This window comes from Serratia sp. PL7, assembly GCF_945957435.1.
On record NZ_CAMFLB010000004.1, the window covers coordinates 1 to 12,710 of the forward strand.

Annotated in this window: 12 protein-coding genes and 2 tRNA genes; 10 read left to right on the top strand and 4 right to left on the bottom strand. The window is 58.2% G+C overall.

Features of this window, described 5'->3' with window-relative positions; genetic code table 11:
- Positions 1-127: 127 nt before the first annotated feature.
- A complete protein-coding gene (locus N6G83_RS20260) occupies positions 128-1,099 on the top strand; it encodes a DMT family transporter (RefSeq protein ID WP_049208595.1) in 972 nt (323 codons plus the stop codon).
- A 16-nt stretch (positions 1,100-1,115) separates the two neighbouring features.
- A complete protein-coding gene (gene cgtA, locus N6G83_RS20265) occupies positions 1,116-2,288 on the top strand; it encodes an Obg family GTPase CgtA (protein ID WP_025305047.1) in 1,173 nt (390 codons plus the stop codon).
- A gap of 36 nt (positions 2,289-2,324) precedes the next feature.
- On the opposite strand, the gene pmrB is transcribed toward cgtA, so the two are convergent.
- From pmrB to dacB, 3 genes are read right to left on the bottom strand one after another with little or no spacing between them, the layout of a single operon-like run.
- A complete protein-coding gene (pmrB, locus tag N6G83_RS20270) occupies positions 2,325-3,386 on the bottom strand; it encodes a two-component system sensor histidine kinase PmrB (RefSeq protein ID WP_141997090.1) in 1,062 nt (353 codons plus the stop codon).
- Positions 3,383-4,045: a two-component system response regulator PmrA gene (gene pmrA / locus N6G83_RS20275; RefSeq protein ID WP_025305049.1), complete on the bottom strand. Its 663-nt coding sequence runs from the start codon at positions 4,043-4,045 to the stop codon at positions 3,383-3,385. The genes pmrB and pmrA overlap by 4 nt, the downstream gene beginning before the upstream one ends.
- 8 nt (positions 4,046-4,053) lie before the next feature.
- Positions 4,054-5,487, bottom strand: a complete 1,434-nt coding sequence (gene dacB / locus N6G83_RS20280) for a serine-type D-Ala-D-Ala carboxypeptidase (RefSeq protein ID WP_260516182.1) — start codon at positions 5,485-5,487, stop codon at positions 4,054-4,056.
- Between the two features lie 256 nt (positions 5,488-5,743).
- Here dacB and greA point away from each other — a divergent pair, with 256 nt between their 5' ends.
- Positions 5,744-6,220: a transcription elongation factor GreA gene (gene greA / locus N6G83_RS20285; RefSeq protein WP_025305051.1), complete on the top strand. Its 477-nt coding sequence runs from the start codon at positions 5,744-5,746 to the stop codon at positions 6,218-6,220.
- 112 nt (positions 6,221-6,332) lie between these two features.
- Here the strand turns inward: greA and yhbY are convergent, their stop codons facing one another.
- Positions 6,333-6,626: a ribosome assembly RNA-binding protein YhbY gene (gene yhbY, locus N6G83_RS20290; RefSeq protein ID WP_004933536.1), complete on the bottom strand. Its 294-nt coding sequence runs from the start codon at positions 6,624-6,626 to the stop codon at positions 6,333-6,335.
- A 143-nt stretch (positions 6,627-6,769) separates the two neighbouring features.
- Here yhbY and rlmE point away from each other — a divergent pair, with 143 nt between their 5' ends.
- The 7 genes from rlmE to N6G83_RS20325 all read left to right on the top strand — a co-directional run bounded on the left by rlmE (position 6,770) and on the right by N6G83_RS20325 (position 12,507).
- Complete coding sequence (gene rlmE, locus N6G83_RS20295; protein WP_004933533.1) at positions 6,770-7,399, top strand: 23S rRNA (uridine(2552)-2'-O)-methyltransferase RlmE; 630 nt, start codon at positions 6,770-6,772, stop codon at positions 7,397-7,399.
- Positions 7,400-7,455: 56 nt separating this feature from the next.
- Positions 7,456-9,387, top strand: coding sequence for an ATP-dependent zinc metalloprotease FtsH (gene ftsH, locus N6G83_RS20300; RefSeq protein WP_004933529.1), 1,932 nt, complete (start codon positions 7,456-7,458; stop codon positions 9,385-9,387).
- Positions 9,388-9,479: 92 nt separating this feature from the next.
- Entirely contained in the window at positions 9,480-10,316 is an 837-nt protein-coding gene (gene folP / locus N6G83_RS20305; protein WP_025305052.1) for a dihydropteroate synthase, read from the top strand.
- Between the two features lie 4 nt (positions 10,317-10,320).
- On the top strand, positions 10,321-11,658 hold the full coding sequence (gene glmM, locus N6G83_RS20310) for a phosphoglucosamine mutase (protein WP_025305053.1): 1,338 nt from the start codon (positions 10,321-10,323) through the stop codon (positions 11,656-11,658).
- Positions 11,659-11,878: 220 nt separating this feature from the next.
- A complete protein-coding gene (gene secG / locus N6G83_RS20315; protein ID WP_004933519.1) occupies positions 11,879-12,214 on the top strand; it encodes a preprotein translocase subunit SecG in 336 nt (111 codons plus the stop codon).
- Positions 12,215-12,283: 69 nt separating this feature from the next.
- Positions 12,284-12,370: transfer RNA gene (locus tag N6G83_RS20320), tRNA-Leu, on the top strand.
- Positions 12,371-12,430: 60 nt separating this feature from the next.
- Positions 12,431-12,507 (top strand) — tRNA-Met (locus N6G83_RS20325).
- The last annotated feature ends 203 nt before the right edge of the window (positions 12,508-12,710 follow it).

The following is a 12,710-nucleotide window of genomic DNA, read 5'->3' on the forward strand; positions in this document are numbered from 1 at the left end:
CATCAGCATCGAAGCTGAATAATTTTTCGAGCCTTACGAAATAGATGTAAGCCCCGCAATTCGTTGCGGGGCTTTTTACATTTATGGGTTGCCTGAGGGCAGGCCCGTCAGCGTTGACGAAGGTGATATGGATACGAAGCAGCAGGTCGGCGTTGGCATTTCTCTGGCGTTAACCACGGCGGTTTGCTGGGGCGCGTTGCCGATCGCGATGAAAGAAGTGTTGGTCGTGATGGAGCCGTTTACCGTTGTCTGGTATCGCTTTACCATGGCCGCCATCGGTTTGGGCGTGATCCTCGCGGTACGCGGCAAGCTGCCGCGGCTGACGATGTTCCGCCAGCCGCGTTGGCTGCTGCTGTTGGCGATCGCGACGGCGGGGCTGCTAGGCAACTTTGTGTTCTTCAGCTCCTCGCTGCAATACCTGAGCCCGACGGCGTCGCAGGTGATTGGCCAGCTGTCGCCGGTGGGCATGATGTTCGCCAGCGTGCTGATTTTAAAAGAACGTATGCGCATCACCCAGGTTATTGGCGCCCTGATGCTGATTTGCGGACTGATGCTGTTTTTCAACGTCAGTTTGATAGAGATCTTCACCCGGCTGACGGACTACACGCTGGGCGTTATGCTGGGCGTGTGCGCGGCGATGGTTTGGGTGAGCTACGGCGTGGCGCAGAAGGTGTTGCTGCGCCGACTGGCTTCGCCGCAGATCCTGGTTATGTTGTACACTTTATGTGCGATAGCGTTGTTCCCTCTGGCCAAACCCGAGGTGATTTTCCAGCTGAGCGGCTGGCAATTGGCGTGTCTGCTATTTTGTGGCGCCAACACGCTGATCGGCTACGGCGCGTTGGCAGAGGCGATGGCACGCTGGCAGGCGGCGCAGGTGAGCGCGTTGGTGACGCTGACCCCGCTGTTTACCCTGCTGTTTTCAGATTTATTGGCGCTGGCCTGGCCCCAGGCATTCGCTGCGCCGACGCTGAACGTCGTCGGCTATGTCGGTGCGTTTGTGGTTGTGGCGGGCGCCATGTTTTCCGCAATTGGTCACCGGTGGTGGCCGCGACGGGCAGAACCCCCCCTGGTTGCTCCTTTGAAGCAGCCCGGTGAATGATTTACGGAGACGGTAAATGAAGTTTGTAGATGAAGCAGCGATTCTGGTCGTTGCAGGCGACGGCGGCAACGGGTGCGTCAGCTTCCGCCGCGAAAAATATATCCCGAACGGTGGGCCTGACGGCGGTGACGGCGGTGACGGCGGCGACGTTTACCTGCTGGCGGATGAGAACCTCAACACCCTGATCGACTACCGCTTTGAGAAGTCTTTCCGCGCCGAGCGCGGCCAGAATGGCCAGAGCCGCGACTGTACCGGCAAACGCGGTAAAGACGTCATCATCAAGGTGCCGGTCGGCACGCGCGTGAAGGATCAGGGCACCGGCGAGATCCTCGGCGACATGACGCGTCACGAGCAGAAGCTGATGGTCGCCAAAGGCGGCTGGCACGGTCTGGGCAACACCCGTTTCAAATCTTCGGTCAACCGCGCGCCGCGTCAGAAGACGCTGGGTACCGCGGGCGAAGCGCGTGACCTGTTGCTGGAGCTGTTGCTGCTGGCCGATGTGGGCATGCTGGGGCTGCCGAACGCCGGTAAATCGACCTTCATCCGCGCGGTGTCTGCTGCCAAACCTAAGGTGGCCGATTATCCGTTTACCACGCTGGTACCGAGCCTGGGCGTGGTGCGCATGGACCACGAGCAGAGCTTTGTGGTTGCCGACATTCCGGGGTTGATCGAGGGGGCCTCCGAAGGGGCGGGCCTGGGTATTCGCTTCCTGAAACACCTGGAGCGTTGCCGCGTGCTGCTGCACCTGGTGGACATCGCGCCGATCGACGAAACCGATCCGGTGGAAAACGCCAAAGTGATCATCAACGAGTTGAACCAATACAGCGAAAATCTGGCGCAGAAGCCACGGTGGCTGGTGTTCAACAAAATTGATGTGATTGGTGAGGAAGAAGCCGCCGAACGCGCCAAAGCGATTGTGGAAGGCATGGGTTGGGAAGGGAAGTACTACATGATCTCCGCCGCCAACCGCGAAGGCGTCAACGCGCTGTGCTGGGACGTGATGAACTTCATCAACACTCAGCCGAAAGCGATGGCGATTGAAGAAAGCGCGCCGGAAAAAGTCGAATTCATGTGGGATGACTACCACCGCGAGCAAATCGCGGAGGTGGAAGCCGAAGCGGAAGATGACTGGGATGACGACTGGGACGAAGACGACGACGAAGGCGTCGAAATCATTTACCAGAAGTAATTCGGTGATAAAGGGCTCAGCAACACTGGGCCCTTGTTATTTGAGCGCCTTTTCCGGCAACCAGCACTGGGCGTTCAGGCCGCGCGCATCGCGGCGGTTTTCCAGCGTCAATCGCCCCTGGTGCAGTTGCGCGATGCGGATCACGATATTCAGGCCCAGTCCGCTGCCGCCGTAGCGTTGATCCATGCGGCGAAACGCCTGCGTCAGCTCCCCAACCATCTCTTCCTTGATACCCGGGCCATCGTCGATGACCTGCAGCAGATAGCCGCTGTCTTGCGGCGTTAATCGCACCTGTATCGCGCCGCCTTCCGGGCCGTAACGGTGGGCATTTTCGACCAGGTTGCGCAGCAGCAACCGCAGCAGCACCGGATCGCCGTTCACCGCGGCGACGGCCGGCAATTGCCAATCCAGCGTCTGTCCGCGTTGGGCGGTCATTTCGTCGAGTTCTTCGCGCAGCGGTTGGATCACATCGGCCACCCAATCGAAATGCTGATAATGGCCGCTGGCGAAGTCTTGCCCGGCGCGCGACAGCATCAGCAACTGCTCGACGGTGTGCATCAGTTGATCGATGCGGGCGATCAGCGCCTGGCTGCCCTGGACGCCCTGCTTTTCCATCAGTTCCAGGTGCAGGCGGATGCCGGCCAGCGGCGTGCGCAGCTCGTGGGCGGCGTCGGCAGTGAACAGGCGTTCCTGTTGAATGGTGTTATCCAGCCGTGAGAACAGCTGATTGAGTGCATTGGTGACCGCTACCATTTCCTGGCTGTCGCTGGTGATTGGCAGCGGCGTCAGGTTATCGGCAGAGCGCTTTTCCAGCCGCTGCTGCAATTGGTTTAGCGGGCGGATGATCCAGCTGATGGCCCAAAACGACGCCAGCAGCGTGACGACCATCATGATCAGCGAAGGCGCCAGCAGCGACGCGATGGCCTCGGCGATCTCGGTATCGACGCGCTCGGTACGCACTTTGGCGGACAGGGTTTCATCCACCAGGAAACTGATCTGCTCCTGGCTTTCGTGCCACAGCCAGAAGGCGCTGATGAGTTGCGTGACCAGCAGGATCAGCGCCAGCATCAGCAGCAGGCGGCGGCGCATGCTGATCATGACGAGGGTTCCAGGCGATAGCCGATGCCGCGCACGGTGCGGATGCGATCCTTGCCCAGTTTGCGGCGCAGGTTGTGGATGTGCACTTCCAGCGTGTTGGAACCCAGGTCGTCCTGCCAGGTGTAGAGATCCTGCTGCAGGAGTTCACGATTGACCGTCTGCCCGGCACGCATAATCAGGCGCGCCAGAATGGCAAACTCTTTCGGCGTAACCTCCACCGGCTGTTGCTGCAGGTAGACCTGCTGGCTGGAGAGGTTCAACTGCAGGTCATCCACCTGCATCAGATTGTCGCTGTGGCCCTGGTAGCGCCGCAGAAGGGCGCGCACGCGCGCCTGCAGCTCAACCAGCGCGAAGGGTTTGACCAGGTAGTCATCGGCGCCGGCATCCAGCCCGTCGACGCGATCCTCTAGGGCATCGCGGGCGGTCAGGATCAGCACCGGCAGATCGATCTGCTGGCGGCGCCATTGCCGCAGCAGTGTGGCGCCGTCCATGTCCGGCAGACCGAGATCCAGGATCACCATGCTGTATTGGCTGGTGATGAGCAGGCTGTTGGCCTCTGCCGCCGTGGTGGCGCAGTCGCAGACGTAACCTTCGCCGGTCAGCGCCAGTGCCAGCCCCTGTTGCAACAGTTCATCATCCTCAACGACCAGCAGCTTCATGACGATCCTCAGTTGTTTTGGTAAATGTCCCGATACAGGCGGCTTTCGAAGCGCACCAGCGGCGCGCGGCGCTGTTTCTGATCTTCTGGCGGCACGGCGTAGCCGGAGAGATACTGCACGAAGGCCATGCGCTGGCCGCTGGCGGTCGTGATGAAGCCCGCCAGGTTGTAGACGCCCTGCAGTGCACCGGTCTTGGCCGACACCTTGCCGTCGACGCCGGCTTCGTGCAGGCCGCCGCGGTAGCGCAGGGTGCCATCATAGCCGGACAGCGGCAGCATCGAGATGAAGTTCAGCTCGTTGTCGTGCTGAGCGATGTACTGCAGCGCCTGCATCATAGTCGCCGGCGCCAGCAGGTTGTGGCGCGACAGGCCGGAACCGTCGGCGATAATGGTATTGCCCAGATCGATGCCGGCCTTCTGGCGCAGCACCTGCCGCACGGCATCGGAGCCCGCTCGCCAGGTACCCGGTACGCCGAAGCGCTCGTGGCCGATGGTGCGGAAGACGGTATCGGCGATCATGTTGTCCGATTTCTTCAGCATGATCTTCAACAGATCGTGCAGCGGCGCCGACTGAGTTTGCGCGATCACCGTGCCGGTGATGCCGGGACGCGTCTGGCGTTTCAAGTACCCGTCGATCTGGATACCGGCCTGGGTCAGTTCGTCTTTCAGGATTGCGCCCGCATAGCTGGCGCCGTCCTGGATGGCGAAGGCCAGCGGCAGCGGTTCGCTGCGTTGCGTCAGGCAGCCGGTCAGGGTAAAGCGGTTCAGTTCGCCCGGCACCACGTCCAGCTCGCAGTACTGCGCGTCTGCTGAGCCGCGCGCCAGGGTGCGCACCTGGCTAAACATATTGACTGGATAATAGGAGGCGACGCGGATAAACGCCATGTCGCCCGGATTCGGCGCGCTGTACAGCGAGACCGAGAAACAATTGCGATCGACGATGGCGGCGGCCGGCGGCGCGCTGAAGCACTGCGTCAGATCGTTCCACGGCCAGCCGGGCGCCTTGTCATGGCTGGCGAAGACCGAGGTATCGACCAGCACGTCGCCGCTGATTTGGCGCACGCCCTGTTTCTTCAGGACGGCCACCATATTGCGCAGGCTCTGGCGCTTGAAGGTCGGATCGCCGCTGAAGCGGGCGATCAGGTTGCCGCGCAGCACGCCATCGCGGATATCGCCCTGGCTCTCCAGCGTGGTGGTGAAACGGTAATCGGGCCCGAGTTGCAGCAAGGCCGCCAGCGCGGTCAGCACTTTTTGGGTACTGGCCGGCAGCGCCATCTGCTGAGAGTGATAATCGATCGTCGGCGCGCCGGCACCGATTTTCTGAACGACCAGGGCAAGGTTGGCCCCATCAGGCAGATATTGTGTGTACTCTTCAACCGGGGCCGCATTCGCATTCAGAACAAATGCGCAAGCCAATGCACTGACAATTCGTGAAAAACGCATAATCTCGGGATAACAGCTGGATAACGTGCCGTCATACTACGGTGCAATCAGGGAAAAAGTAAACGATGACCCTCAAGGAACTCTAGGCTAAAATGCGTATCAAAATGCAAAACCAATCTTGGCTTGGGCCTCGTTCCGAGTCAGGTTTCTTTTGTTTGTCGCCTGGAGGCGGGTGGCGGTATGCCAACCGTGTTTTCATACGAATACGTCAGGATGACGGTTATTTGAACAGGAAAGATTTAGAGGTATTTATACGATGAACCAAATTCCGATGACCTTGTTTGGCGCTGAAAAACTGCGCGAAGAGCTCGAATATCTGAAAAGCGTGCGCCGCCCGAAAATCATTGCGGATATCGCTGACGCCCGTGAGCACGGCGATTTGAAAGAGAATGCCGAGTACCATGCCGCCCGTGAACAGCAGGGTTTCTGCGAAGGCCGCATTCAGGAAATCGAAGCCAAGCTGTCCAATGCTCAGGTGATCGATATCACCAAGATGCCGAACACCGGCCGGGTGATCTTCGGTGCCACCGTATCGGTGATGAATCTGGACAGTGAAGAAGAAGTGACTTACCGCATCGTTGGCGACGATGAGGCCGATTTCAAGAAAAATCTGATTTCGGTAAACTCGCCGATGGCGCGCGGCCTGATCGGCAAAGAGCAAGACGACGTGGTGGTGATCAAAACCCCCGGCGGCGACGTGGAATACGAGATCCTGAAGGTCGAGTATCTCTGATCGAGGCCGTTGGTCATTAATGCGCCAACGTTTTGTAAAGATAGGAAAAAGGCCGCAAGCGGCCTTTTATCTTCGTCAGGCGCATGGCACCTTTTCGTTAACCTGATGGTTATTAACGCGGTAGACTGATCTTGCGCTCTTTCGACGGGCGGTAAAGAATAAGCGTACTGCCGATAACTTGCACATTGCAGGCGCCCGTTTCACGCACGATAGCGTCGGCGATCAGGGTTTTGGTTTCGCGATCTTCAGCGGCGATTTTTACCTTGATCAGCTCATGATGCTCCAGAGCCTGTTCAATTTCAGCCAGCACCCCTTCGGTAAGACCGTTATTGCCCAGCATTACCACCGGTTTTAACGGATGCGCCAGGCCTTTCAGGTGCTGTTTTTGTTTATTATTCAGATTCATTGTCTTTTTTGCTTAAGTTGGGATTGAAAACGGTACATTCTACCGCCATCTCATGTATATCACCAAATCGGTCTTCACCGGTGTGAGTCTACGTGAGCAGCGACCCTGACATAAGACTCTTTTTATGATAGTTGGAAAACGAGATGGCTAATAAAAAGCGTTCGGCTAGCTCCAGTCGCTGGTTACAAGAACACTTTAGCGATAAATATGTGCAGCAGGCGCAGAAAAAGGGACTGCGTTCCCGTGCCTGGTTTAAACTTGATGAAATACAGCAGAGCGACAAACTGTTCAAACCGGGAATGACCGTGGTTGATCTGGGCGCCGCACCGGGCGGCTGGTCGCAGTATGTGGTCACCCAAATCGGCGGTACCGGGCGCATCATCGCCTGTGATATTTTGCCAATGGATCCTATCGTTGGCGTCGATTTCCTTCAGGGCGATTTTCGTGATGAACTGGTGCTGAAGGCGCTGTTGGAACGAGTAGGCGAGAGTAAGGTTCAGGTGGTCATGTCCGATATGGCCCCGAATATGAGTGGCACCCCGGCGGTCGATATTCCAAGGTCGATGTATCTGGTGGAGTTGGCGCTGGATATGTGTCGTGATGTCCTCGCACCAGGCGGAAGTTTCCTGGTGAAGGTGTTCCAGGGAGATGGCTTTGACGAGTACCTACGGGAAATTCGCTCCCTGTTTACGAAGGTTAAGATTCGTAAGCCAGACGCTTCCCGCGCCCGTTCGCGCGAAGTGTACATTGTAGCGACAGGGCGCAAACTGTAGTACCCTAACGCTGTTTGTTAACACAGTTGTAAGATGAGGTTAATCCCTTGAGTGACATGGCGAAAAACCTAATTCTCTGGTTAGTCATCGCGGTAGTGTTGATGTCTGTATTCCAGAGCTTTGGGCCCAGCGAGTCGAATGGCCGTAGGGTGGATTACTCTACCTTCATGTCCGAACTGACCCAGGACCAGGTTCGCGAAGCGCGAATCAACGGACGTGAAATTAACGTTACCAAGAAAGACAGTAACAAATACACGACCTACATCCCTGTCAACGATCCTAAGTTGCTGGATACGTTGTTAACGAAGAATGTGAAAGTTGTCGGCGAGCCGCCTGAAGAGCCGAGCCTGCTGGCTTCTATCTTTATCTCTTGGTTCCCGATGCTGTTGCTGATCGGGGTCTGGATCTTCTTTATGCGGCAAATGCAGGGCGGCGGCGGCAAGGGCGCGATGTCCTTCGGCAAGAGCAAGGCCCGCATGCTGACGGAAGACCAGATCAAGACCACTTTCGCCGATGTCGCCGGTTGTGACGAAGCGAAAGAAGAGGTGAGCGAACTGGTGGAATACCTGCGCGAACCGAGCCGTTTCCAGAAGCTGGGCGGCAAGATCCCGAAAGGCGTGCTGATGGTTGGCCCGCCGGGGACCGGTAAAACGTTGTTGGCGAAAGCGATCGCCGGCGAAGCGAAGGTACCGTTCTTCACCATTTCCGGTTCCGACTTCGTCGAAATGTTCGTCGGCGTGGGTGCATCCCGCGTGCGCGACATGTTCGAACAAGCGAAGAAAGCCGCGCCGTGCATCATCTTCATCGATGAAATCGACGCCGTCGGTCGCCAGCGTGGCGCCGGCCTGGGTGGCGGTCACGATGAGCGTGAGCAGACCCTGAACCAGATGCTGGTTGAGATGGACGGTTTCGAAGGCAACGAGGGCATCATCGTCATCGCGGCGACCAACCGTCCAGACGTGCTTGACCCTGCGCTGCTGCGCCCGGGCCGTTTCGACCGTCAGGTCGTGGTCGGGCTGCCGGATGTGCGTGGCCGTGAGCAGATCCTGAAGGTGCACATGCGCCGCGTGCCGTTGGCTGCCGACATCGACGCCTCCGTCATTGCGCGTGGTACGCCGGGCTTCTCCGGTGCCGACCTGGCCAACCTGGTCAACGAAGCGGCGCTGTTCGCCGCCCGCGGCAACAAGCGCGTGGTGTCGATGGTGGAGTTCGAAAAAGCCAAAGACAAGATCATGATGGGTGCGGAACGTCGCTCCATGGTGATGACCGAAGCGCAGAAAGAGTCGACCGCGTATCACGAAGCGGGCCACGCCATCATTGGCCGCCTGGTTCCTGAACACGATCCGGTACACAAGGTCACCATCATTCCTCGTGGTCGGGCGCTCGGTGTGACCTTCTTCCTGCCGGAAGGGGATGCGATCAGCGCCAGCCGTCAGAAGCTGGAGAGCCAAATCTCCACCCTGTACGGCGGTCGTCTGGCGGAAGAGATCATCTACGGGCCGGAAAAAGTCTCTACCGGTGCGTCGAACGACATTAAAGTGGCGACCTCCATTGCCCGCAACATGGTGACCCAATGGGGCTTCTCCGAGAAGCTGGGGCCGCTGCTGTATGCGGAAGAAGAGGGTGAAGTGTTCCTGGGCCGTTCCGTGGCCAAGGCGAAGCACATGTCGGATGAAACCGCGCGTATCATCGACCAGGAAGTGAAGTCGCTGATCGAACGTAACTACACGCGTGCTCGTTCGCTGTTGATGGAAAATATGGACATCCTGCATTCGATGAAGGATGCGCTGATGAAGTATGAAACTATCGATGCGCCGCAGATCGACGATCTGATGAACCGCAAAGACGTGCGTCCGCCGGCGGGCTGGGACGATGCGAACAAAGGCAACAGCTCCGACAACGGTGGCACTCCGAAAGCCCCGACGCCGGTAGATGAGCCGCGCACCCCAACGCCGGGCAACACCATGTCCGAACAGCTCGACAAGTAACAGCGGCTGTGTAATAACATCAAACCCCGGTACGCCGGGGTTTTTTTTTGCCCGGCGGGCAGTGAACCAGGCAACAGTAAGGTGGACCAACCATGCAGTTAACCGTGCGCGACATGACGCTCAACCTCTCCTATCCGCAGGTGATGGGTATCCTCAATGTGACGCCGGATTCGTTTTCCGACGGCGGCCGTCACAACACCCTGAACCAGGCGCTGCTCCACGCGCATGCGCTGATTTCGGCCGGTGCCACGATGATCGATATCGGCGGCGAATCGACAAGGCCGGGGGCAGCTGAGGTGAGTGAAGAGGAAGAATTGGAACGGGTCGTGCCGGTGGTGGAAGCGCTGGCGCAGCGCTTCGAAGTCTTCATCTCGGTCGATACCTCGAAAGCGGGCGTGATCCGCGAATCGGCGCATGCAGGCGCACATCTGATTAACGACATTCGTTCGCTGCAGGAGCCGGGTGCCCTGGCGGCGGCGGCGGAAAGCGGTCTGCCGGTCTGTCTGATGCATATGCAAGGGCAGCCGCGCACCATGCAGCAGGCGCCGCATTACGATGACCTGATTACCGATGTTCAGGCGTTTTTCGAGCATCATATTCAGCGCTGTAACGAGGCGGGGATAACAAATCAGAAATTGCTGCTCGACCCAGGCTTCGGTTTCGGTAAAAATTTGGCGCACAACTATCAGCTTCTGGCACGGTTGTCGGAGTTTCATCGTTTCGGTTTGCCGCTATTGGTCGGCATGTCGCGTAAATCGATGATTGGGCAACTGCTGAACGTGCCGCCGGATCAACGGGTTATCGGCAGCGTGGCCTGCGCGGTGATCGCGGCGATGCAGGGTGCGCAGATTGTCAGAGTGCATGACGTTAAAGAAACCGTCGAGGCGATGCGTGTCGTCGAGGCAACACTTTCAGCTAAGGGACAGTAGAGACATGAGCGAGCGCAAATATTTTGGCACCGACGGCATCCGTGGCAAGGTCGGGGACAGCCCCATCACGCCGGACTTCGTGCTGAAGCTGGGCTGGGCGGCCGGTAAAGTGCTGGCGCGTCACGGTTCCCGCAAGATCATCATCGGTAAGGATACGCGCATCTCCGGCTATATGCTGGAGTCCGCTCTGGAAGCTGGTCTGGCGGCCGCTGGATTGTCCGCCTCCTTCACCGGGCCGATGCCCACGCCGGCGGTGGCCTACCTGACGCGTACCTTCCGTGCCGAAGCGGGCATTGTCATTTCCGCTTCGCATAACCCGTTCTATGACAACGGTATCAAGTTCTTCTCAATCGACGGCGCCAAACTGCCGGACAACGTCGAAGAGGCAATTGAAGCCGAGATGGAAAAACCGCTGACCTGCGTGGAGTCCGCCGAGCTGGGTAAAGCCAGCCGTATCATCGACGCCGCTGGCCGTTACATCGAATTCTGCAAAGGTACCTTCCCGAGCGAGCTGAGCCTGAAGGGGCTGAAAATCGTGGTCGACTGCGCCAACGGGGCGACTTACCACATTGCGCCGAGCGTGCTGCGCGAGCTGGGCGCCACGGTGATCGCCATCGGTGTTGAGCCGGACGGTATGAATATCAACGAAAAATGCGGTGCTACCGACGTGCGTCAGCTGCAAGAGCGCGTGCTGCAGGAAAAAGCGCACGTTGGCCTGGCGTTTGACGGCGACGGCGACCGCGTGATGATGGTGGATCACCTCGGCAACAAGGTGGATGGCGATCAGATCCTGTACATCATCGCCCGCGAAGGCCTGCGTCAGGGGCAGCTGCGCGGCGGCGCGGTCGGGACCCTGATGAGTAATATGGGGCTGGAGCTGGCGCTGAAACAGCTGGGTATTCCGTTCGCTCGCGCCAAAGTGGGCGACCGTTACGTGCTGGAGAAACTGCAGGAACTGGGCTGGCGCATCGGTGCGGAAAACTCCGGCCATGTGATCCTGCTGGACAAAACCACCACCGGCGACGGCATCGTGGCCGGGCTGCAGGTGCTGACTGCCATGGTGCGCAACCACATGAGCCTGCATGACCTGTGCAGCGGCATGAAGCTGCTGCCGCAGATCCTGGTCAACGTCCGCTTCGCCGGCGAGCATAATCCGCTGGAATCTGAAGCGGTGCGTAAGGTCACCGAGCAGGTGGAAACCGAGTTGGCCGGCCGTGGCCGGGTGCTGCTGCGTAAATCGGGCACCGAGCCGCTGATCCGCGTGATGGTGGAAGGCGAGGACGAGCAGCAGGTGACCGCGCTGGCGCATCGCATCGCCGATGCGGTGAAATCAGCAGGTTAAAACAGACAGTTAGCCATCGGGCTTGGCATCGCTGAGCCCGAATAGATGATTGTTGGCGTTTTTTTCCGCAAACGCGCCGGCGGCAGCAAATTGCCCTTGCGTGGGTTGGCGGCTTTGGTTAGTATTCACACCCGCTTCAGTAGGCAGTTTGTAAAAACGCCTGCTTGATGAGTGTGAAGCATTTGGCATGCGGTGAGGCCGCAAGGATACGGGTACTACTATGTACGAAGCTCTTCTGGTAATTTTCCTGCTGATCTCAATCGGGCTGGTTGCTCTGATTATGCTACAGCAAGGTAAAGGCGCTGATATGGGAGCCTCTTTCGGAGCAGGTGCATCAGGCACATTGTTCGGTTCGAGTGGTTCCGGTAACTTTATGACCCGCATGACTGCTGTGCTGGCGACGCTGTTCTTCGTCATCAGCCTGATTCTGGGCAACCTCAGCAGCAACCAAAGCAAGAAAGGCAGCGAGTGGGAAAACCTGGGTCAGCCAGTGAAAACTGAGCAGACGACCGCGCCGGCAGCACCAGCTAAGCCGAGCAGCGACATCCCGCAGTAAGCCGCAAAAAGTTTGTAAACGGTGGTTGTGAACTCGAAGGAACAACGGCCGTTAGCAGTAAGAATCAGTACCGAGGTGGTGGAATTGGTAGACACGCTACCTTGAGGTGGTAGTGCCCTAACGGGCTTGTGGGTTCGAGTCCCATCCTCGGTACCAAATCCCAGAGATAACTTGCAATTTTGCGATTATCGGCGTAGTATTTGCCACGTTTTCGGACGCGGGGTGGAGCAGCCTGGTAGCTCGTCGGGCTCATAACCCGAAGGTCGTCGGTTCAAATCCGGCCCCCGCAACCACTTTCCTTTAAGTGTTTATTTTCAAATACACTTTTCGATTGAAACCCGCTTTTCTCGATCAACATTTGAAAATGACACTTGCTCGAAAGTTGTACCGAGGCCGCCTAGCGGCAAACAGGGTCCAGTTGCATAAAGCCCCGATTTTTCGGGGTTTTTTGTTATTTGGCAACAGAATCACTGGGCTATTTAGCCCTTTTTTTATG

Excerpts from the sequence above, each read along its gene's own strand:
- N6G83_RS20260 (WP_049208595.1), top strand. The coding sequence starts at position 128 with ATGGATACGAAGCAGCAGGTCGGCGTTGGCATTTCTCTGGCGTTAACC.
- cgtA (WP_025305047.1), top strand. The coding sequence starts at position 1,116 with ATGAAGTTTGTAGATGAAGCAGCGATTCTGGTCGTTGCAGGCGACGGC.
- pmrB (WP_141997090.1), bottom strand. The coding sequence starts at position 3,386 with ATGATCAGCATGCGCCGCCGCCTGCTGCTGATGCTGGCGCTGATCCTG.
- pmrA (WP_025305049.1), bottom strand. The coding sequence starts at position 4,045 with ATGAAGCTGCTGGTCGTTGAGGATGATGAACTGTTGCAACAGGGGCTG.
- dacB (WP_260516182.1), bottom strand. The coding sequence starts at position 5,487 with ATGCGTTTTTCACGAATTGTCAGTGCATTGGCTTGCGCATTTGTTCTG.
- greA (WP_025305051.1), top strand. The coding sequence starts at position 5,744 with ATGAACCAAATTCCGATGACCTTGTTTGGCGCTGAAAAACTGCGCGAA.
- yhbY (WP_004933536.1), bottom strand. The coding sequence starts at position 6,626 with ATGAATCTGAATAATAAACAAAAACAGCACCTGAAAGGCCTGGCGCAT.
- rlmE (WP_004933533.1), top strand. The coding sequence starts at position 6,770 with ATGGCTAATAAAAAGCGTTCGGCTAGCTCCAGTCGCTGGTTACAAGAA.
- ftsH (WP_004933529.1), top strand. The coding sequence starts at position 7,456 with ATGGCGAAAAACCTAATTCTCTGGTTAGTCATCGCGGTAGTGTTGATG.
- folP (WP_025305052.1), top strand. The coding sequence starts at position 9,480 with ATGCAGTTAACCGTGCGCGACATGACGCTCAACCTCTCCTATCCGCAG.
- glmM (WP_025305053.1), top strand. The coding sequence starts at position 10,321 with ATGAGCGAGCGCAAATATTTTGGCACCGACGGCATCCGTGGCAAGGTC.
- secG (WP_004933519.1), top strand. The coding sequence starts at position 11,879 with ATGTACGAAGCTCTTCTGGTAATTTTCCTGCTGATCTCAATCGGGCTG.